Origin of the sequence: Chitinophaga silvisoli, from assembly GCF_003412465.1 — a bacterium.
Lineage (GTDB): Bacteria > Bacteroidota > Bacteroidia > Chitinophagales > Chitinophagaceae > Chitinophaga > Chitinophaga silvisoli.
The window spans coordinates 1,449,158-1,471,947 of the sequence record NZ_QTJV01000001.1 but is presented as its reverse complement, the minus strand read 5'-3'; the positions used below and the strand labels follow the sequence as shown (position 1 = coordinate 1,471,947).

The following is a 22,790-nucleotide window of genomic DNA, read 5'->3' as shown; positions in this document are numbered from 1 at the left end:
AAATAAATGGGAACTGCAAGTCTGTTGTTGTCGAAGACCTAATTAGGAATTTTCCGAATGATCATACGCAGCATTATACAGGATAAATATAAGAAAGATTCTACTTCTGCATTATCAACAGAATGCCGGTCAGGATTTCGTCCATGTCGACCAAAATCATTTGCGTATTGTACGAACTTTACTAAAAATTGTCGCCAACTATCTGATACTAACATATTTTTAAACAGCGCTTCCTGTAACTTATTTTCGTGTAAAGGAGACTTTAATCCAGTTTTCATATGGATTACATTTTCGAGAGCCATGTAACATGGTGATAAGACCTGTTCCGTCTTACCACTTGAGAAATTGGAAAAAGCATTTTGCATATCTTTTTTTGCCGCCGGAAAATCGGAGAGCCATGATAACGTTTCATCAACAACAGCGTAATCTATTTCAGGAATATTGTTAGGATAGAAGAAACCATCGACCCAGCGTACACCAATGTCTGTAGTTGAAAGGCCAATAATATGGGAGATTGCCACATCGATTTCATAACAGTTCACCGATTCACCAATTCTTTTAAAATAATGATATAAAGCACACGTAACTTTCATGGCCTCGTGGAAGTCTCCTTTTGCGAGTGTTTGTAAGTCCGGGTATCTGGCAGGTCCAGTCAATTGTGGTTGTTCAAAAGTTGCTGGATTTAGACCAAGCTCAAAACAAACACCCTTGAATATATTACTATATATGTATCTATCATTGAAGCTCGACGCTTCATCAAGAAAAAAAAACAATCTATTCAAAAATTCAGCTCTACCTTGGTCCTCGGAAGATTTTATATTAAATGTTTCGTAAAATTTTTTCAACATATAACTTATATTACCCTATAAAAATACCACTTTTAGGAAATCAAATTGGTAACTTATCAATGTACTTACTTATATTTGCTCTGACAGGTGAAGAAGTGATAAAAAGTATGTGAAAAGAACATGCTTTCAGGTATTTGAAATATTGCGACATTTATTTGACGCTCAAAGAATATAACTCATTATAAACCAGCGTGATAAGAATCCAGTTCTGTTTTACCGTATTTATAGCCATTTTATAAGTCATTTACAATCATGCTCCTGTGGGTTCGATTCCGGATTCTCCACTGCTCTCCAAAGTCCCCTCTGGAACTGGTTCTAGTTGAATACGTTTATATGTGGAACCTAATCCTTTGGCATAAATCCCCTTCTTTCAAACAACGCTTTTGGAATACTTTTATCTCTTTTTCGAACCGATTCAAGCCAATATATTGCTTCCTCTCCCAATGAGGGCAATTCCTCTACCAGTGCATAATCATAAAAAAAGTAATCTTATCATTGCGTCTAAATATTCCTCAATGAAATGTTCAAATTCTATGATTAAATCATCGTAATAAAACATTTGTAATTGCTGGCTTACATAGATCGCCATACACAATTGATCCGGGGTAGGGCGATTCGCTGCCTCCCCGCTCCCCACAGCCACATACCGTAATTACGGAATATCAGGTGATAATCTTCTATAAGACATAAGCTATTCCATACAGCATGCTTATTATCTTTCCCATCGACATACTTCTTTATAAATTTATCACTTACTTAAAATTTTTCTAGTTACAAATTCACTAAAGAAGTAATCCCGGTAAATATTACCGATCGGAATTTCGTTCTTCCCTATGTAAACTGTATTGTTATCTACAGAATCTATGTTGTTTACATTAATGATGTAAGATTTACTGACCCTGACAAAAAAACTTTTTGGAAGCAATTCATGAATAGTTTTAATATTCATAAGCGTGATCACTTTTTGATTCCCTAAGTAAATGATCACATAATCTTTTAAGCCTTCAATATAAAGTATATCGCTGAAATGTATTTTGAATATTCTGCGTTCTGATCTTACAAAAATATAATCAGTGGTTATGTTTTCTATATTACTGTTGGTATGATCAGTACGGAATAATTTACAATACGTGTTTGCTTTTTCGACCGCCTTTTGAAAGCGCTCCAGTTTTACAGGTTTGATCAGGTAATCAATAGCATCGACCTCATAGCTCTCAGAAGCAAATTCATGATAAGCTGTGGTAAATACCACTAAGGTGCTTTTGGGAATGGTTCTGGCAAATTCGATCCCATTCACTCCCGGCATTTGAATGTCCAGAAACACCAGATCTACGGCATTTGTTGCCAGAAAATCTTTAGTAGCTTCTGCTCCGTTAAATGATGCGATAACTTCCAGATTTTCTGTCTGATGAACCAGTTTTTGGATCGCCTTTCTTGCTAATGGCTCGTCATCTACTATTATGCAGTTCATTTTATAGTTTTAAAGTTAAGGTGACGCAGTACGTTTCCGAATTGTCTTCTATTATCAAATCATGTAAAGATGGGAAGAGCAGTTCTAGTCGTCGTTTAATATTGGCCAGACCTAATCCTCCTGATTTATTTACGGCTTTCAACGCTGGTTTCGAGTTTACGCATTTGAAAAAAAGCTCATCATGGCATACATCAAAATACAAATTCAAGTAGGATAATTTCGCAGAGTCGTTATTATGCTTTACAGCATTTTCGACAAATGAAATAAATAATAAGGGAGGAACCTGAATACCGCTCAATTCGCCTTCCTTTGATATTAAAAAATTGAAATTATCCCGTCTGACCTTTTCCAGGTTCAGAAAGTCTTCTAAGAAATGGATCTCTGAAGTGAGTAGAACCTTTTCTCTAGAGCTGTCATAAAGCTGATAACGAAGGAGGTCACTTAGTTTCACCAAAACCTGAGAAGCTTTTTTAGGATCATCCTCGATTAACACGTTAGCATTATTAAGCATGTTAAAAAGAAAGTGTGGATTGATTTGATTCTTGAGCTGTTCCAATTCACCATTGGCATTTGCCAGTTCCAGGTCATGGATCAGTCGCGTATCAGATATCCACCGCTGAAAAAACTTAACTGCGGCTGATGCTACAATAAGCACTAATGTCATAAAGGAAAAGGTAAAAAAGTTAATGTTATCATCCTCGTTAGGTAATAGATCTCGTTCAAACGAATCAGCAAAAACTTCGTGAACGTAATACGAAAGGACCATGCCAGAAAGCAGGAAGAGGCCATAGCTCAGGTATTTGTTCCTAAACAGGAATTTAGGAACGAAAAAATACATATTACCGTAGGCTAACAGAATTATCTCGAAAAAAATAACCAGTCGATTGTAGGTCTCGAAAGGTTCTACATAGTCGGCCGGGCTATAATACAAAACCAAAATGCAAAAGGCAATCAGCGACAGATGCCTTTGAAACCGGTATTTTTCCGAAATAACTAACTGAAGAATCCAATTGGCATCCATTGTTTCTTTATGTAAAGGTTTATACATAAGACTAAATTTAGAGCAAATCAAGTGATACCGCAGAAATAAAAAAACTTACTATACGAAAGTGCCTTAATAATATACGAAAATATGGTTTACAGGTGGTATAATGCCTTTAGGGTTTGAAATAATGACTTACAGCCCATCATCCCTTGCGTGTGGGTATATCGGGCCGGCCGTTTCCCTGGCCTTTAGACTTGCTGCAACACGACCTAAAGTATTCTATTACTATGGAAGACCTTCTGTTTCGCTTTTTTGCTGCAATCTCAGGTCGTATTTATTTTACTATACGTAAAAGCTGCTTTTCTATATAAAGAAATACCTTTTGTATATATAAAAATTGCGGGTTCTGTAAAAATATAGTTTAGCCGAAAATATAGCATTTAATTCTAAACTCTTATAAATGAAAAGCAGAATCCTATCCATGCTGGTATTCCTTTTTGCCTCGGTATTCCATGCCTATTCGCAGGAAAAAGTCACCCTCAGCGGCACGATCACTAACAAGTCCAATTCCGAAACACTCATCGGCGCAAGCATTTACATTCCGGAAGCGAAAGTAGGTATTACGACCAATTCCTACGGATTTTATTCCACAACATTGCCTAAAGGAACTTACACCATTATCATAAGCCATGTGGGTTATGATCGCCAGGAGGAAAAGATCACGCTGACCGAAAACACAAAACGGAACTTCGGAATGACGGAAAACAGTAAGACGCTGGATGAAGTTTTAATTAAGACCAATACGCCGCAAGTGAACATCCGCAAACCTGAAATGAGTACCAATAAACTATCCATCGCCACGATCAAAAAGATGCCGGCCGTTCTGGGAGAGGTAGATGTCCTGAAATCGATCTTACAGCTTCCCGGGGTAACCAATGCCCAGGAAGGTGCGACGGGATTCAACGTAAGAGGAGGATCTGTTGATGGAAACCTGGTATTGCTTGATGAAGCCGTTGTTTATAATACCTCACATCTATTCGGTTTCTTTTCTGTCTTCAACGCTGATGTGATCAAAGACCTGAAACTTTACAAGGGTGGTATACCCGCTAATTTCGGAGGACGTATATCATCGGTACTGGATATTTATCAAAAAGAAGGAAACAACCAGAAGTTCCATGTTAACGGCGGGATCGGATTAGTTTCCAGCCGATTGCTTGTTGAGGGTCCCATCGCTAAGGATAAAAGCTCTTTTGTTGTCGCGGGAAGAGGATCATATGCCCATCTTTTTTTAAAAATGGCCAATGAACCCAATTCAGCCTATTTCTACGATCTGAACACCAAGTTCAATTACAAATTCAATGATAAGAACAACGTATTTGTTTCAGGATACTTTGGCACTGACAACCTGAATTTCAATAACAGTTTTATCAACACCTATGGTAACAGACTTTTCAATCTAAGATGGAACCATATATTCTCCAATAAGATATTTGCCAATGCATCTGCAATTTACAGTGACTATGACTACCAGATCAAGATTAAGACCATCGGTATGGACTGGAAAGCAGAGGTAAAAAATTATAATTTCAAATATGATTTCAAACATTATGTTTCGAATAACCTCACTTTAAACTACGGTATTAATTCAATTTATTACGATTTCAATCCCGGAACGATCAAGCCATATGGAGTGAGTTCAGCGATCAATCCGGACCAGTTAGCCAAAAAGTACGCTTATGAAAATGCAGCATATATTAGTGCCGACCAACGCCTCAGCGATAAATTGTCCGTGAATTATGGACTCCGTTACAGCAACTTTCAAAGAGTAGGCGCGCAGGAAGTCTACACCTATGCCAATGATCAGCCGGTCATTTACAATAAGGAATTTCATATTTATGAAGAGGCTGATCCAACCGGAGCGATCAACTATAAGAAAAATAAAAAAATAGCCAGCTTCGGCAACCTGGAACCAAGGGTCGCCATTGCCTACTCGCTAAACAATGATAATTCTATAAAGGCGAGCTACAATAGAATGAGCCAGTATGTTCATTTGATCTCCAATACCGCATCTGCAAGCCCACTTGATATATGGGCCCCTTCTGACAAATACCTTAAACCAGAAATTCTGGACCAGGTAGCACTGGGCTACTTCCACAATTTCAAAGACGACAAGTATTCTCTGGAAGCTGAAACATTCTATAAAAAAATAAAGAATAAAGCAGATTATATCGACGGCGCAGATCTGTTAGGAATCGATGCTATAGAAAGAGTGCTTTTGAATGGCGAAGCAAGGGCTTATGGCCTGGAACTGATGTTGAAAAAAAATACAGGTAAGCTGACCGGCTGGGTTTCCTATACACTTTCTAAAGCGCAACAAAGAACACCGGGCAGAAATGCAGATGAACCTGGTATCAACAACGGAGAATGGTACAGGGCGAATTATGACAAATTGCATAATCTATCTGTTACAGGCGCTTATTCAGTAAGTCCGAAATGGTCTTTGGGAGCTATTCTCACTTTCCAAACCGGAAAAGCGGCGACATTCCCCAATGGAAAATATCTATACCAGAATGTTACTGTTGCGAGTTACGGCGCAAGAAATGAGAATTCTTTATCTGCTTACCACCGTTTAGATGTCTCTGCGACCTACACACCTAAGCCCAACAAGAAAAAAGGATGGCAGGGAGAGTGGAATTTCAGCATCTACAATCTTTACAACAGGAACAACGCGGCATCCTACTCTTTCAGACAGAACGAAGAAACCGGAAGAAACGAGACAAGAAGAATATCCATTTTCGGCATTGTTCCAAGCGTAGCCTACAATGTGAAACTTTAAAACAACTATCCAACTTTAAAAACGATACTTCATGAAACTACTTAAAATAATGCTCGTACCATTTGTATCATTGCTTGTAACAGGATGCGAAAAGGTTATTACTGCGGATCTTACAACAGCAGCACCAAGACTGGTTGTGGATGCCTCTATTGACTGGGTGAAAAATACCACCGGCAATGAACAGAAGATCGTATTGTCGACAACAACTGGTTATTACAATTCCGAATTCCCGAGTGTTTCGGGAGCAGTGATTACGGTAACCAACGCGACAAATACTGTTTTTAACTTTGTAGAAACGCCCGGAACAGGGCAATACATTTGCAGCAATTTTATTCCTGTTATCGGCCAGACCTATAACTTAAAAATCGTTTTGAACGGAGAAACCTACACCGCCTCAGAAACCTTTACCCCAGTTTCTAAGATCGAGGATAACATTGATCAGAATAACAAGGGAGGCGAGGCCGGTGATGAGATCGAAATAACATTTTACTATCAGGATGATGTCAATCAGAAGAATTCATATCTGAACAGCATTACCCAGCCTCATTCAGTGTTTCCCGAACTGGAAGTTGAAGACGATGAACACACCAATGGTAATTTAAATCAGGAATCGTATTCGCATGAAAAATTAAAGACAGGGGACCGGATAGACATTAAACTGTACGGGATTTCGAAAAACTATTACAACTACATGTTCAAATTGATAGTGGCTTCGGGTAATGATGGTAATCCTTTCCCTACTATACCAAGTGCCGTTCGCGGAAATATTATCAATCAAACCAATAGCAAAAATTACGCTTTGGGATACTTCAGGCTGGCAGAGGTAGCTACTAAAAGCTATACGATCAAATAACCAGGTTTAGTGAGCGAAGTAAAGGTCACAGGTCATCTGCCCGATAGAAACTTCGCTCACTCAATAATTAGAACAGGTTCAGCAATATCATAATGCTTAGCGACATAGTATGCTATGTACAATTGGGTAAAAAATGAGTAAGATAATAATTGCCCTTTCCCTATTCTTTTCCGTCTTTAGGGTTAATGGACAGAACGCTTCAATTGACTCGACAGGTTACAAAGGCGACATCCGATTCAATTACAGATCGCTCATCATTCCAACTGTTTTGATCGGGTATGGCGTTGTTGCCCTTGCAAGCCCTGCTTTGAAAGATGTAAATACCTGTATAAGAAAGGAGTTGAGAGCGCAACATTTCAGGAAAGTTAAACTTGACAATTTTACTCAATACGCACCGTCCCTATCTGTATATGCCTTAAATGCGTTCGGTATTCATGGAAAGAATAATTTTGAAGACAGAACCATCTTGATGGCAACAGCCTACATCATTATGGGGTCCTCAATTGGCATCATTAAAAATATCTCAAAGGTAAAAAGACCAGACGGGTCGAACACCAAGTCATTCCCGTCGGGACACACTGCTAACGCTTTTTTGGGAGCTGAATTTTTATATCAGGAATATAAAGATGTATCGTTTTGGTACGGTATCACGGGCTATGTGGTCGCTACAGGTACAGGGATTTTAAGAATGACCAATGAAAAGCATTGGCTTACCGATGTTGCCACAGGGGCAGGGATCGGGATCTTAAGTACCAAAATCGCTTATTGGGTACATCCATTTTTTAAAAAAACTTTCTTTAAAGACAAAGAGGACCTAAATGGTATGGTTATGCCATTTTATAATGGAAGGGAATATGGTTTGGGATTATCAATGACATTCTGATATTAGCTACTATTGGAAAACATCTCAATAGCCTGGTTTATGATAATCTGAATTAATTGGTTCGACAACTTACCGCTACCAGGCACTTTTAGCCTTACAATTCTTTGATTTGTAAGGCTATTTAATTTTTTCGAGTGTTTGATTCTCCTACTTTATAAGAGATTAGCACTGTAAAACGATTAATTAAGGCATACTTGACGGTAAAATAATTATTTAAAATTTTTTTAACTGTAAAATGGTTACAACAATAACAATTTTACCGAGAAGAAAAGGAATTTACTGCGAATGCTGATATAGTTTACAAATTATCAAACTAACCTGGTTCGAAAACGCTCCGCTAATGGGCACAAAATATCTCCGTAATCAATTGATTTACATGGCCATTTTCAATTTATGCCTGTCAATAATTCATAGGTTTTAACACATTCTACCACTATTATTGACAAGCAGCATGACAAACGGATATACGCTTAATTTTTAATAGCCTGTCAGGTCTGGTTGTAAATGAGATGAAGATCCATTTCAGTGTGGAGCGCTCTATGCGTTTTTCAATCATCGCCGCAGGCAGGTCTGGAGTTTAGGTTGGGATATAGATGGTCTGGGCATCTTTATAAGAGATTGTTAAGAGGTATGAATATTATATATTAACACAAAACCTGTTCGCATTACTGAAAAAGTGAATAGAATAATAAAGAGGGCGCTTCAAAACTTTTGATGCCCCCTTTATTTAGCACTAAACTATTGGAATAATTGGCTATCCACGATTGTACATGTTCTCTTCGAAATCTCAAAAATCATTCCTCCTCCGTTTCTGATATTTCCATCTGAGAGTAAACGTAATACAAAGATGGATGTATCGTTTTCATATACCTGTGTTTTATATAAACCTGCCGGTGTTTTACGTTTCTTATCCAGCTTTTTAAAAGCTATCTCACTTTGCTTCCTGACAGAGTCAATGTTACATCCTTTGGAAATAAATCTATCCTCAAAATGACGCGATGAGCTACAGGATAACAACAACAGAAAAGTAAAACATATCAAAAGCAATAATAAATTCTTCATAAAAAAAAGGCTAAAATTTAAGGAATGTATTATATGGAAATGGATTAAAATATCTGATACGCAGGAAAGGGTCAGATAAATAAGGGAACTCAAAATTTGTAACATCATGATAGTATATTTGAGTTCTGCCAATAACTATTGAACTATATTGGTGGTCGGGGTGTAGGATGTCTTTAAAATCCGTTGCCATATCACCTACTCTTATATCTCCTTCTCCTGGAAGATGTATTATACGGTCACTATGCCCAACAGCGTATGCTTTATCAGGATCAGTATTAGGAGGAGATAAATTAGGATGCGTATGCCAGGATATAGAACCGTTTCCACCGGCAGGCGTTCCATCCAGATACTTATCATATACGTTACTTTTTGAAGCATAAATAGATCCATCTTCATTAAGCCATCCCCCATATTCTTTCCCGTTTACAAGAGAACGTTGATTAAGCCTTGACATAACATTAAATTGTTTTCTTGAAAGATTCCAATTGGCTTCTTTTTTGAATGCTTGTTTGGCAATTTTATAATCGAATGCTGCATTAATCTGGTATGCTCCCCATGCCATTGTGCCACTTGCCAGGCCAGATGTCAATATACTGCCAAAATCACCTCCACCCGTCAATGAACTATTAGTTATACTACTTGCAAATCCACCTACGAATGCTCCTCCACCACCAGCTATACTCGTTCCAACAGCGCCGCCAACAGCACCACTTAGGGCACTGATAGCTGTCGTTTTTAATAGATTGTCAGAACCAGATAATATACCAAATCCAAGACCTGAAATAGCGCCTCCCGTTGTGCCACCTAATATCGCGGCGTACAATCCGGCATGTGCTACAACACCTGTTGCATTTGTAATAGATAACCCGGCAGCAATTCCAACAGCACTACCCGCATAAGCCGAAGCCCCTCCAATCACTGCACCACCACCTATATACCCAAACCACTCCCAGAAACCCTGCGCATGCTTTGCTTTCGCAATACTATACCCTGAAAATGCTCCCATCGCCGCACCAATACCAATTATTACCCACACAAATCTGCCATCCGGATCCACAAACATAGCAGGATTATTCCCCATGCCACTATACCCATTCGCTGTGAACTGCCTGCCGGGATCTATACTGATAAAACGACCCAACTGCGGATCATAATATCTATAATCAAAGTAATTATAATTTAAGCTATTTTCCTCATCCAACTCCTTACCCTGATAAACATATTCATTCGCCGCTTTCATTAACGCCCTGCTACTCTGCGCCGCAATATTGAGACCATACGGATACAACGTATTCTCCTGTAATAACGGACCACTCCGGTGACTCACCGCCAAATCATCAAACCACACATCCACCGGACTCTCATTACTTTCATACACATACAGGAACCCATTTTTAGGAATCTCCAGACTACCCGCATAATTCAGCAACGCATCTGATCCTTTATTCACCCGCAACACATTCCCACTTACCATATTAAAATCCTCATCAAACAACACGTAGTTAATATAAGCCTTAGGATAATTCACCGGTGTATTATTATCCTGCTGTGTCTGATTCAGGAACGTATTCATCGCCGATGTATTCAGAATCGTATTGTTCCCCTGAACCAGGTTACCGTGCCCATTATCAATCACCGCAGTACTACTCCCCAGCATTGCATTCATCAACGCACTAATCATTTCATTCGCAACGGCACCGGAATTGGAAGCTTCCATTTGTTTATAATAAGCCTTTGCTGCTACATCAATCACATCACCCGCCATCACTTTTAAAACGATAGAAGTCCCCACGCGTTTTGAAGGATCACTACCATTCAGCTTAGACCAAAGCTTATTTGTAGATGAATTATAAAATGAATAGGTAGTCGGGATATTATCAATCGTTTCATCCCGGTTTGAAAACAACGCATTTTCTACCGCATCACGTGCCGTTTCAAAAGTTGATACATATACAGCAGTATCTTTTTGCTCTGTAATTACCGTACGGATATTACCCAAATGATCATACAGGAAATAATCATTTGCATAAGTATACACCCCACTGTTAGCTAGCTTCGCCCAACGTACGCGGCCTGTTTCATTTGTATACTGTATCAGAGAGCTGTCATTTTTGTAAAGGAACGGTCCATTGTAAGTATATACATCTGTATTGGTACCATCCTTCACAATCTTTTGCCAGCGATAACCAGACGCATCATACACATAACTGATCGTCTTATTAGTGTTGCCATCAAAAGTAATGCTGGTTGGCTTTTCAATGATGTTATTCCATTCCAGCTGAATGTTTTTATTGGCATCTGCAGTCAATGCGCCATTCGTATTATAACTATAATCATCCGCATCACCATTACTCAATTCTTTAAAATCCTGCTGCTGATTATCACCCGCTATATCTTTTACTTTGATCAGTTTATTTGTATTCGCCTGATAAGTATAAGTCAGATCATCCACTGCTTTTGTCATACCCAGATAGGTTGACTTACTCCGCATAGTAAGAGTATTCCCGTTTTCATCATATTTCAGATTATCAACGGAATAATCCTTCTCCTGGGACCAGCCACTACCTTTGTTTTGCGTAAAATAGGCCTGGGATAAACGTTTTACATTGTCATACTGATATCCGTAGGACATGGCTGCATCCGCATCTCCTTTCCTTCTCCACGTTATCCCGGAAACGGTACCGTCCAGCGTGATATTTGAATAACCTTCATTGTGATGAATGCTCGTACCGAAATAATGATTGCCAGTTTTATTCTCAGCATAGTCAGCATTGATACCTTTCAGCATCCCATTGATATCATAAGTATAATCCAGGGTTTCAATACCATTACCCAGTATCTTTTTATTTACCTGGCCAAAATCATTGTAATAGTTCGTCTCCATCAATTGTTCAGGATTGTTATTGATGGTCATCCAGCTTTGTAATAACTGTCCGTTGTCATAATAGCTATACCTCTTCACAACATCGTATTGTTTATTAGGTATCCCAAACGGATTATAATGGCTGGTATGTGTACTCATCGCTTTTCCCGAATAACTGTATGCCGTGCTTTGTATATCTGTACCACCTAAAATATTATCTGCCTGAGTCTGGATGATTTTTCCGCTTCTATCATAATAGTTGACAGTGGTTAACCATTCAGGTCCTGTTACGCCGGTCGGATAAAACACTTTGATTCTGGAACCAGTGATAAATCCTATGGGAATCAGCACACGTTCTGGTGTCACCGCATCTGAGCCTCCTTTCAATTTGGAGATACTGGCTGTATTATATGCTTTGCTACCCGCACCCGGAAAATCATAGTTATCGTAGTAATTGTAATTTAACGGTGTTGCATTTGCACTAGTCGTTAAACCCAATACATCCTGGTCTGCGATGATCTGTGAGAGTGTCACGACATCCGGTAAATTAGTATTAATGTTGAACTGTATTTCTGCCCCATCCACTGTTTCAAATCCAGTCGTCAATGAAATACTATTCTTTGCTTCATACAGACTTTTCCCTGTATACTGATTCAGGACTAAATCGACAGCACCGGGTTCTGTCAACGTAATAGCGACTGTACCGGGCGTTGCCTGATCTACCTGGGTCTGTAATTGGTCCCGTGTAGCAGTATTCTTATAAATACCTGATATGATGATATGACCTTTCAGATCATATACCAAATAGCTCCACTGACCTGATTCACGTTGAATACCTGTCTGGGTAAGGATTGGCCGGCGTTTTTTGTCATATACAACAACGCTTTCTTCCGTACCAGGGTCTTTTCTCGCGATACAACGATTTAAATAATCATAGCGATAACCTGTACATAAGTTCTTTCTAACATCATTATCCAGATTCCATACGGTAGCAGTTGGAATCGTACTATAATTATCCTGGATCCATTTTACCGCTTTGGGAGAGATTTCCTGTGCTAACCTGCCATATCCATCATATACATAATACTGGTACAACCAGCTGGCACCATTCTGTGAGATGTCCAGTAATAGCTGTCCCTGCCGGTCCCTGTACTTTATATTTTTCCGGCCATATACATCTATCAGTTCTGTTACTTCTATTTCACCGGCATCATAGAAACGGTCTGTGCCAGCTGCGAGTGCTGGCGTATTATCATCTACCATTACCCAACGCCATACCTGCTCGCCACTATTCAGTGCTCTGGTAATATTGCTGCTACCTGTATTGGAACCAGCCCAGCTATTACCCGGGATAGTGCTGATAAGTGTATTACCTGCACCGTCGGCCGCACTTTTACTATAGAAGAAGTTTTCCTGTGGGAATACATTCTTGTAGAATGTTTGCTGGCGGGTACCCGCCGTCGTGCGTAATTGTCCGATTTGTGTGCTGTCTATATAAGGAAGATAGTGTTGTCTTATCCTTCCCAGATCATCATAGTTGACCTGATGTATGACATCTTTATTTCTGCTGGTTGCCTGTACACTTATACTTTGGATCTCTCTGCCCAAACCATCCTGCCAGGTCTTGGAAATACCCGTTTCTTTTGTCGTGAGAGCAGCTACGCCGGCAGCGTCTTTGACATTTGCTTTCAATATGTCGTATTCTATCTTAAAAGTACTATTGAATGAAGTAAGCGTACCTGGAATGTCAGGTTGCGTTTGCAGTGGCTGTGTGTAACCGGTCGTTACCGCAGCAGGTGTATTATTGTCACCTGTTCCTGCAATAGCGACGGCAGATATATTACTGTAAAGGGTAGCGGTGGTGGCAGCAAATGCAGATACTACTTTCCGTCTGTAATATTTGGTTGTTGTAGCCGCTGCAGGCGTATAATCCAGGGAGGTCGCGTTGGCGATGTCCGTCCATGTACTCTTATCCGAAGATTGCTGCCACTGATAGCTGAATTTACCTGAATCACCTACAGCTGGCTCCCCTTTAATGGTATTGGGAGTAGCATTTGCTGCTACCCGCTGATAACCATATATATCTCCTGCAGCAAATTGTTTATGTACTGTGACAGCCACCGGTTTACTATAGACAGTCGCATCATAGGAGGTCACTGCTACGCGATAGTTGGTATTTCTGGTAGCTGCCGGTGGTGTAAAACTAATACTGGTTGCACCGCTCACAGTTTCCCAATCCAGGTTATCATTCTGGCGCTGCCATACATATGTATACGTACCGTTGCCGCCTGTTGGAGATGCCATGGTAAATGCCGTGCCGGCTGTATTATATTTTACATCCTGCGTTTTTGGGGTAATATCAGACAGCACTAAAGGTGTTACCAATATTACATTGAGGGTAGCTGTAGTCGTACCGTAGGATGCTTTGACCGTACCACTGGTGCCAGATGAATTCCAGGTTACCTCTACTGAATTACATTTGGTACAAAAATCTTCCAGGCCCGGTTCATTGCAGCCCGTAGATGGATAAGCCATAGACCCTCCGTTTGCTTCAAAGCAAATAATAGGATTGGCTACAGTGGAATGCAGTATTGCATTATAAGTAGCCTTCTGACCTTTCCTGACGGTGGTGGGGCCATATATTTCAATATCCTGCGCATAGGTGACCGCACCTAATAAGCTGAATAGTATGAGTAAACAATATCTTCTAAGTATCATAATGATTTATTTTACGATATAGTTAGCATTTGGGGCCACAGTATATGTATAAGTGTTCTTATCATAATCCGGGCTTGGGTTTTCCTGGCCGTTTACAAATTCGTCATATATAGCCGATTGCTTTTCTGTAACACCAGTTGCCACAGTAACGACACTACCATTACAGGAGTAAGTATCCTGCGAAGTAACTGTACTATTGTGAACAGTGCCGTTATAAAAAGACTCTGTATCTCTTTTTACATTGATGTATACATTATACCCACTTACAGAATATGGGATCGTACATGCGGCATCAGAGAAAAAACTCACTACAAGGTCTACAGTTGTGGTACTTCTACTTACATTGGAAGTAGAAGTGGAAGTCGTTTTTCGGTTAGCTAATGCAAACTTGATATATAATATACCTGGCATACAGGTCCCAACAGTATTTGCATTTGTCTGACCATATGCTGTTATTTCCGCAAGTGCTTTATTATTCGCGTCATTCAGTGAGATATTGGAACTATAGGTATGTGCAGCCACAGTATATTTTACCACAGAGCCCTTATATCCCGTCGTACATGCTTTGGTAAAGTCCTGACTCTGCACCTGATTCCACCAGGTACAGGTACCATTTGTATTGGCATATTCCTGTCCGTACAGCCGCATGTCTTCCTGCGCCATATCATTCGCATCATCCTTTGAAATGTAAGACTTATACTTACCTGCAGCAATGTTATAGGTGACCGTAGAACCTTCCCCACCTGGACAATTTTTCACAAATGCCTGGCTCAACGGATCGTTTTCAAAAGCCGGTTGTATGGTATTATATTCATTCCATTTTACGATATTTCTATCCTGATCTCTTACGGCTTGTAACCTGTTTACACCATCAAAGTCATACCACATGATTCTGTCTGTAATATCACAGGAAGTAATTTTACCTATGCCCTGTACATAGCAGGAAGTCTCCATGGTACCCACTTCCGGATAAATACGCAGTTCATCTATTCTGGCTGTACCGCTAATGGAGATCGCTGTACCGCCGGCTACTTTATAGCGACGTAGTTCCCATCCAGTTGCACTATTGGCAACACTGTTGAGGAGTGTACCGCCGCTTACCGTGACGGTGCCGGATTTGGTCCAGAAGGACATGAGATAGTTTTTACCCGTCGGTAATGCTGCCTTGGTGATGGTGCCATTGCTCAACACATAATCTTTTATACCGGTTGCTGCTGTCGCATTTGCCTGAGGTGCTCCGCTATATGTCCATTGCCCTTTTGTATCCGACTCAAAACTTGTATAAGCGATTTCAGAAATAGTGGCATTTGTGGCTAAAGCAATAGGTGTCTGGAAAACATCATCTAAAATGTTTGAGCTGATAATGCCGGTTTCTGAATTAGTAATCTGAAGTGTATTCCCTTTGCTATTAAATGCATCGAATGATGCTTTCTGTTTTACATAGGTAGGAATGCGATTCAGTGTGGCTGCGCTGAAATTTGGCACAGCAGTACTTTCCAGCGGCGCTTTGGCATATAACTGATATACAGCTGACGGTCTTACCATAGTGGTACCTGACACCACTTTGTAGTCAGTGATATTCATGTCATATAGTTTACTGACACCATTACCTGTGAGCCATGTTTCAGTAGCAATGGTTGCAAATATGCCGGCAGTTTTTAAACTGGCAATACCACCCGATACGGTATAGTCATAAGGATAATAAAATGCTTTTTCCAGCTTCAATCCTTTGGAGCGGTCGTAATCCGTAATAACTTTTTTAATGGTCAGATAGGTCGGATCATAGGTATAGTTCGTCTGACTGACCTTACTTGTTCCATTGTTGTAATAGATCGTTTCTGAAGCCGTATTGAGTTGCGCATTTCCGTACAGCGGATAATATTCTTTTGTCACGTAATTATTGGTACGTGTAGTACCGGTTAGAATTTCCCTGTCTACTCCAACTCTGAGACATTTAAAATCGGCGTAGGTGTAATTTATCCGCGTAGTCGTATAGTAATTAATAGTTTTATGGGTTATTTTCCCATCAGGACCATAGGTGGATGTCACAGTAGGCAGGCCCAGCATCCAGTCTGCTTTATCTTTTGGTATAAAGGGAAAACTGTTCGGATCCGTATAGTTTTGATAGAACCAGGGAGGCGTATCTCCATCCATCAGATCTTTCAATGAAGTAAACTCATACACCACCCTGCCGTTATTTTTTTCCGGTGTACCACTTATTACTTCCACTCTTGCATAACCGGAAGGACTGCCCTGTACATAGGTCAGTCCATTAAATGGTTCGCTCATACGCACATCTGCGGGATAGTACTTGTCGGCAGTTACACCCGTGCGGTAGTAGTAAATGGGGGCTTCGGTGTCATAACCGGAGCTTTTACCGTTTTCATTTACATACTTGTATTCGGTGACGATGTCATTATTATGAGAAAGTCCGTCATAAGCTGTCTGTCGCTTAATGCGCAGACCACCGACTATTTTCTGATCATCTTTTACTACATCATTTTTCCAGGTAAATGCCAGGGAAAGATAGGAGCGTTCGGCAGACGTGAAGTTGTTGATTGCCAGCCGCGCAATATAGTTGCCGTTGTAGGGCAGATTCATGGTGATGTAAATATCCGTCTGGGACAACTGTATAATACTGATGGTACCGGATGATATAACAGAGGTCTTATCACTACTATAGATCGTATATTGGATCGTACCGGGGTGAGAAGTATTGTTACGGAAATACTGTTTACCTGCATCATCTGTCAGCTTAAAAGTCAGTCCCACGTGATTGGTAAACAGTTTGTTGATGTTCATGGTCAGATCGACATTGTCTGCATAGTAGAAGTTCAGGCTTTTGTCTTCTGTTTGAACACTGAAGTTCTCATTGCCTTCATACTCCAAAAGGGTATAACCACCGGTGGGATGATAAATCTTTCTGAGACAGCCAGCGCGGGCATAATAGAAGTCGGGAGATCGGTCTGCCCCGGTTGTAATGGTACCATAAGGGGGAACCAGCGTTGTATTTTCTTTCCCGTTGTAATATCCCCAATAGTCAATAGACCTGGAATCCCGGGAAGGTAGTACTACATCTTTTTCATATTCATAGATGGTAGGAGGGAGCTGTGTAGTGCCGGTATATTCAGTGATCTGCCTTAGCATGAGCCTTCTTTCCTTGGCAATGCCCGTACATAGCGGCCTGTAAGAGATATAACCGGTAGGGGTGCTATACTGATAGTCTAACAATACACCTTTTCGTAACTCAGTATCTCTGATTTCGATTTTACGCAGGGCAAAATCTGTATTCTGGTCACACCGTGCTTTCGTATCATAAATAAAGTTGACCGTACTTTTGTCAGGCAGGTCAATGCGGGTAATTTTTGGAGAGGTGACATATACATCCAGGTACCTGGAACTATTTTGCAAAACTTTGTTGGATTCATTGGGATCCGTTACCGTAAATTCCGGTACACGAGAGGTATAGAGTGTGCTTCGGTTTGTATAGTTAAAGTGAATGGAGTCTTCTTTATAAGGAGTCACGATATCACTAATATACCAGGCGGACACGTAGAACTTATTTAGGTACACAGAGCTGTCTCCCGTGGACTGTATTTTAGAAAGCTCTCTGTCTTTGAATACATACCGCGTGCCATCCTCTGCTGTAATGCTAAACGAGATAATTGTGCTGGCAGGAGCATCCGTCATGGTGCCGGTCACCGTTTCAATTTTCAGCTTTGCATCGGGTACTATCAGGATTTTGTTATTCTTACCCATATAAAACTTACCCGGACGGCCATTCAGGCTAAACTGAAATACATCTAGTTCTGCATCCATTTTATCTCTGTAAAAGGAATCAAGCAGGCTACCCGGTGAGGTAGGAATTGCGTCAGCATACATATAGCCTTTTACCGGATAATCATCTGGGAGGCCCCTTACCGTTCGGATAATGACTCCACCGGCACTTAATGACCAGCCAAGACCGGTATTAGTAGCCATTTCTTCTACTTTATGGCCGCCAGCGAAGTAATTCAGGCCTATCGAAAGAGCTAGGCCATACTGATTAAAATTGTAAATGGGATAACTGATCTGAGGTATTCCCGTGTAGTAGTTAACGGGGATTTCTGCTATCCTTGCCATGGCAGATGCTTCTGCTGATGGAGATACGCTGCCTGCTGTGGAGTGTACCCCTGTGGGGGAATTTTGTGACCGGGTCACTGCAACAGATAATAGCAGGAGAATGAAGGTTAAATAAAATGTCCGCATATGTCAAATGGTAATTGCATAGGTTACGCAATGGGATATTGGATTCCGGTATAAGCAGTACAACAAATTTGGAAATGTTGAGCTGCAAAACTTCGTTCAAGAATGATTGATCATTTTTGAATAGAATAAAGGGAAAAAGGAAACGGTAAATCGCTACAATTAAATATCACAAGTATAGACTTATAACTTACACTCGGGATCCCCCTTTAATAATCCAGTTATCACAAGGCCAACAATCAAACAACTAGGTTGCAAAACAAAGCTATGAAAAAAGTATTCAATTCCTAACAGAATAAGAAATAAAAAACAGTGACAAAATATTATGAGGGGATTTATAAATGATAATTAAAGAAAGTTATAAAAATAGCATTTTAAACCAGTATAGTATCTAATTTGGCATTTAGTATTAAAAGCGTAAACAGGATACCGTTAATGACAAGTAACGTTAAAATCAGTTCTTATGGATCTGTGAGGTGAGAAAGAGGGACTCCCGGCACTACTGAAAGTCCCTCTTCGCATTTCAATGCGTAATCACTTGTCAAATTCCCCTACCCCTCAAACTCCACTATCCACTCTATCCCATACCTATCCCTAAACATCCCCGCATACGTCCCCCACGGACTCTCTCCTATAGGCCCTTCCACGTCTCCCCCCTCCGACAACCCACTAAATATCTCCTCCGCCTCCTCCCTACTCTCCGCACTCACATAGATCTTAGACCTATTTTCACTCTCACTCACCCTTCCCAAAAACGCCGGCACATCATTACCTATCAACACATTATTCTTCCCCAGCGGCAAACCTATATACATTATCTTATCCGCCTCCTCTTCGTCTACCTGGAACTCAGGACCCGACAAATCTTTAAACCGGGTGATCTTTGTAAACTCACCCCCAAAAACCGACTTGTAAAAAGTGAATGCTTCCTCAGCATTGCCATTGAAGTTAATCCAGGGATTAATTGATCTCATGATGTTTACTTTTAAGTTATTTTGTTGCTCTCATTTCTGCAAAATCCACTTCGCTTATCCAGCTATCTTCCTGATCATCCCATTAAAGATAAAGTAATGAAATGGTAAGACAACATACCAATACAACCTACCCGCCAAACCATGCGGACGAAAAGTAGCCGTCTGGTGCACAACACCCTCTTTAATATTAAACTCCAGCCAGGCTTCTCCAGGTAATTTCATCTCCGCATACAATAACAAACGCCGCTCCTTTCGGTCAGCATAAATCACCCGCCAAAAATCAACAGGATCACCCACATTCAATAGTTGCTGATTCTTACGCCCCCTCTTCAACCCCACACCGCCAAAAAGCTTATCCAGAAGCCCGCGAAACTCCCATAACCAGTTGGCATAATACCACCCTGTAAACCCTCCAATTGAAAAAATCCGTTCTAATGCCAGGTCGGGATTATCCGTCTTACGAAACTTTTTATCGTTAAACACGCCATATTTTGGCACCTGGATGAGCTTTGCATTATTTAATTTTTGCATTGAAAGCCCTAATGCATCTTTCCAGGTAGACAATACCAGGTTCTGTTCTATCCTGTCAAAAGCAATATTGATCGCTTCCTTATACGACAATAAGTGTATGTTATATCGCTCCGCCAGTGAATTCTCCCTGGCCACTACATCTACCTTCATACTTTCGACCAGGTTTTGGGCTAAAGTATAAGATGTGGAGGTAACGAAATATAACCAGTAGGAAGACAATCTAGGTGTCATAACCGGCAGCGTAATTATCGTTCTCTTCAGCTTTCTCACCTCCGCAAATGAAAGCAACATTTGCTTATAAGTCAGGATATCAGGACCATAAATATCAAAGCTCTTCCCATAGCAGTATTCATCGCCCATCACCGCTGTCAGGAACTCGATCACATTTTTAATCGCGATCGGCTGCGTCCTGGTTTTCAGCCACCTCGGCGCAACCATTACCGGCAGCTTTTCTACCAGGTCCCTGATAATTTCAAAAGACGAACTCCCGGATCCGACAATAATCCCAGCTCTTAAAGTTGTTAATGGTTTATTGGCAGCACTAAGGATCTTTTCAACGTTGCTCCTGGAACTAAGATGCCTGGAAAGTTGCGCTGCATTCGTAATACCTCCGAGATAAATGACCTGCCGGACCGAACTTTGGTTCACATAGTTAACAAAATTATGCGCTACTGTCTGCTCCAATGATTCAAATTTCCCGGATACGTTCAGGGAATGTACCATGTAATAGGCAATGTCTATTTCTGCCGGCAACTTCTTATCAAGATCTGCATCAAGCAGGTCTGCTTCAATTGCAGATAAATTACCATTACTTTGAAATTTACCCAGGTCGAACCTGCTGCGATCCCTTACTACACAATAAACCTGGTGACCCTGCTCCAGTAAAACAGGCAGTAAACGCTGCGCGATATATCCCGTAGCACCGGTTAATAATATCTTCATTAACTTCTATTTTCAACGAAAAAAACACCCTACACCAAACAACTTACACAACATGTATACCCCCCGCAAAAAATTTACCTCACCTCATAATCCGGTAAATGTATTTCCTCCTTTGCCTGCTTTTTATCCTTACTAAAAAACTGCATAATAGATTTTACCACCCTACTTCCCGCCAGCGAGAAAAACGAATTGAGTATAGCTACACCCAACCTTGTATCCGGATAAGCCAATCGCGGTACTCCCGGAGCCAGTCGCTGCGCCTTCGTCACATAAGGGCGCATTAATCGCTCATAGGCCTTAAAAGCCTCCTCATGACTAAAAGCCCCCTCAAGATTGCTACGCCGTGCCAGCTCCCCTGCAAGGATATAGGCACCTGTAACGGCCAGATCCGTACCCTTACCGGCAATCGGTGTAGCACAATATGCAGCATCCCCAATCATCGCCACCCTCCCCTTATGCCAGCGCGGCGCTTTCACCTGGCTCACCCTCTCAAAATACAGATCATCCGTTTGCCGGATCGCTTTTGCTATACGCCCTGCTTCCCATCCAACATTCTCTATTTTCTTAATCAACAGTTCTTTTTGCTCAGCGATTGATAACTTCTCATAACCGCGCTCAGGCGACCTAAAGAAAATACAAACCCGTGTTTTATCGTAATTATCCGGGCGCACAAGAAAAACAATGGCACCGACAGCATTACACCATCTTGCCCAAGGGCCATCCTGTGGCAACCTTTCCATTGTTAAATAAGCACAGTAAAGGCCTAAATAATTATATTTAATCTCATCGCCAAAAACAAGCTGCCGTGTATTCGAACCAATTCCCTCCGCAATTATCACCAGGTCATACGTTTCTTCCTCCCGTTTATTGAAAAACACCTTGACACCTTCTCCTTCCTCCACTATTTTTTTAACCTGATCGCCAAAAATAAAAGTTACATCCTGCTTCACCCCGTCATATAAGATCTTAACCATATCACCACGCAGGATCTCTATCTCCTGCGTCATGCTGAGGGCATTGTCTTTGGGGAATTCTGCTACAATTTTATCTTTAGTATCAACGAAACGAATGCCTATTTCGGTTGTATTAGCCGCCCGGATCTTTTCCGAAAGGCCCATCTTTTTAACAATTTCCCAGGCAGGCCCTTTAACGTCTATATTCTGACCACCTAGGCGCAATCCGGCACTCCGCTCAATGACGCTTACTTCAAATCCGTATTGGTGTAGCCAATATGCAAGCGTTAACCCTGCGATACTTCCACCGGATACCAGTATTTTCTTCCGTTTATTTACTTTCATAATTTGGGGTTTATGGTCTGCTACAGCTTAATACAAAATTCAAACAAGATCCAGGCCACAATGAATGTGGAATTAATACCACCAAACCTTCCCCAAACCTGCTATTTCAATTACTAACATTGCTGCTTGTTTAATTGTTCATCACCAAAAAGCAGGTTCTGCATTAGCACTAACAAATCACGATTTTAATACCGAATCCAAATAATCAGGCCCTCTCAATTTCCCCTAAGCCTCACCCCCAAAGCATCCAATCAAACCCCCATGACCGTTATAATACTTAA

11 protein-coding genes are annotated in these 22,790 nt (G+C 40.8%); 3 read left to right on the top strand and 8 right to left on the bottom strand.

Annotated elements, in window-relative coordinates; all coding sequences use genetic code 11:
• Positions 1–38: 38 nt before the first annotated feature.
• From DXN04_RS05935 to DXN04_RS05925, 3 genes are all read right to left on the bottom strand, one after another.
• Entirely contained in the window at positions 39–848 is an 810-nt protein-coding gene (locus DXN04_RS05935) for a hypothetical protein (protein ID WP_116852359.1), read from the bottom strand.
• Positions 849–1,596: 748 nt separating this feature from the next.
• Positions 1,597–2,319, bottom strand: coding sequence for a LytR/AlgR family response regulator transcription factor (locus DXN04_RS05930; protein ID WP_116852358.1), 723 nt, complete (start codon positions 2,317–2,319; stop codon positions 1,597–1,599).
• A 1-nt stretch (position 2,320) separates the two neighbouring features.
• On the bottom strand, positions 2,321–3,367 hold the full coding sequence (locus DXN04_RS05925) for a sensor histidine kinase (RefSeq protein ID WP_116852357.1): 1,047 nt from the start codon (positions 3,365–3,367) through the stop codon (positions 2,321–2,323).
• A gap of 397 nt (positions 3,368–3,764) precedes the next feature.
• Here DXN04_RS05925 and DXN04_RS05920 point away from each other — a divergent pair, with 397 nt between their 5' ends.
• The 3 genes from DXN04_RS05920 (at position 3,765) to DXN04_RS05910 (ending at position 7,876) form a co-directional block, all read left to right on the top strand.
• Positions 3,765–6,140 carry a TonB-dependent receptor gene (locus tag DXN04_RS05920; protein ID WP_116852356.1) on the top strand — a complete coding sequence of 792 codons (2,376 nt, stop codon included), beginning with the start codon at positions 3,765–3,767 and terminating at the stop codon, positions 6,138–6,140.
• 31 nt (positions 6,141–6,171) lie between these two features.
• Positions 6,172–6,993, top strand: coding sequence for a DUF4249 domain-containing protein (locus tag DXN04_RS05915; RefSeq protein WP_116852355.1), 822 nt, complete (start codon positions 6,172–6,174; stop codon positions 6,991–6,993).
• A 133-nt stretch (positions 6,994–7,126) separates the two neighbouring features.
• Positions 7,127–7,876, top strand: a complete 750-nt coding sequence (locus DXN04_RS05910; protein WP_116852354.1) for a phosphatase PAP2 family protein — start codon at positions 7,127–7,129, stop codon at positions 7,874–7,876.
• A gap of 1,072 nt (positions 7,877–8,948) precedes the next feature.
• Here the strand turns inward: DXN04_RS05910 and DXN04_RS05900 are convergent.
• From DXN04_RS05900 to DXN04_RS05880, 5 genes are all read right to left on the bottom strand, one after another.
• Complete coding sequence (locus DXN04_RS05900; protein ID WP_116852352.1) at positions 8,949–14,519, bottom strand: DUF6443 domain-containing protein; 5,571 nt, start codon at positions 14,517–14,519, stop codon at positions 8,949–8,951.
• 6 nt (positions 14,520–14,525) lie between these two features.
• Positions 14,526–18,767, bottom strand: coding sequence for a DUF5977 domain-containing protein (locus DXN04_RS05895; RefSeq protein WP_116852351.1), 4,242 nt, complete (start codon positions 18,765–18,767; stop codon positions 14,526–14,528).
• Positions 18,768–19,315: 548 nt separating this feature from the next.
• Positions 19,316–19,738 (bottom strand): VOC family protein, encoded by a 423-nt coding sequence (locus tag DXN04_RS05890; RefSeq protein WP_116852350.1) that lies wholly within the window; start codon positions 19,736–19,738, stop codon positions 19,316–19,318.
• Positions 19,739–19,792: 54 nt separating this feature from the next.
• Positions 19,793–21,211, bottom strand: coding sequence for an SDR family oxidoreductase (locus DXN04_RS05885; RefSeq protein WP_116852349.1), 1,419 nt, complete (start codon positions 21,209–21,211; stop codon positions 19,793–19,795).
• A 74-nt stretch (positions 21,212–21,285) separates the two neighbouring features.
• A complete protein-coding gene (locus DXN04_RS05880) occupies positions 21,286–22,509 on the bottom strand; it encodes an FAD-dependent monooxygenase (protein ID WP_116852348.1) in 1,224 nt (407 codons plus the stop codon).
• Positions 22,510–22,790 lie beyond the last annotated feature (281 nt).

Coding starts and splice junctions, on each gene's coding strand:
- DXN04_RS05935 (WP_116852359.1), bottom strand. CDS start 848: ATGTTGAAAAAATTTTACGAAACATTTAATATAAAATCTTCCGAGGAC.
- DXN04_RS05930 (WP_116852358.1), bottom strand. CDS start 2,319: ATGAACTGCATAATAGTAGATGACGAGCCATTAGCAAGAAAGGCGATC.
- DXN04_RS05925 (WP_116852357.1), bottom strand. CDS start 3,367: ATGTATAAACCTTTACATAAAGAAACAATGGATGCCAATTGGATTCTT.
- DXN04_RS05920 (WP_116852356.1), top strand. CDS start 3,765: ATGAAAAGCAGAATCCTATCCATGCTGGTATTCCTTTTTGCCTCGGTA.
- DXN04_RS05915 (WP_116852355.1), top strand. CDS start 6,172: ATGAAACTACTTAAAATAATGCTCGTACCATTTGTATCATTGCTTGTA.
- DXN04_RS05910 (WP_116852354.1), top strand. CDS start 7,127: ATGAGTAAGATAATAATTGCCCTTTCCCTATTCTTTTCCGTCTTTAGG.
- DXN04_RS05900 (WP_116852352.1), bottom strand. CDS start 14,519: ATGATACTTAGAAGATATTGTTTACTCATACTATTCAGCTTATTAGGT.
- DXN04_RS05895 (WP_116852351.1), bottom strand. CDS start 18,767: ATGCGGACATTTTATTTAACCTTCATTCTCCTGCTATTATCTGTTGCA.
- DXN04_RS05890 (WP_116852350.1), bottom strand. CDS start 19,738: ATGAGATCAATTAATCCCTGGATTAACTTCAATGGCAATGCTGAGGAA.
- DXN04_RS05885 (WP_116852349.1), bottom strand. CDS start 21,211: ATGAAGATATTATTAACCGGTGCTACGGGATATATCGCGCAGCGTTTA.
- DXN04_RS05880 (WP_116852348.1), bottom strand. CDS start 22,509: ATGAAAGTAAATAAACGGAAGAAAATACTGGTATCCGGTGGAAGTATC.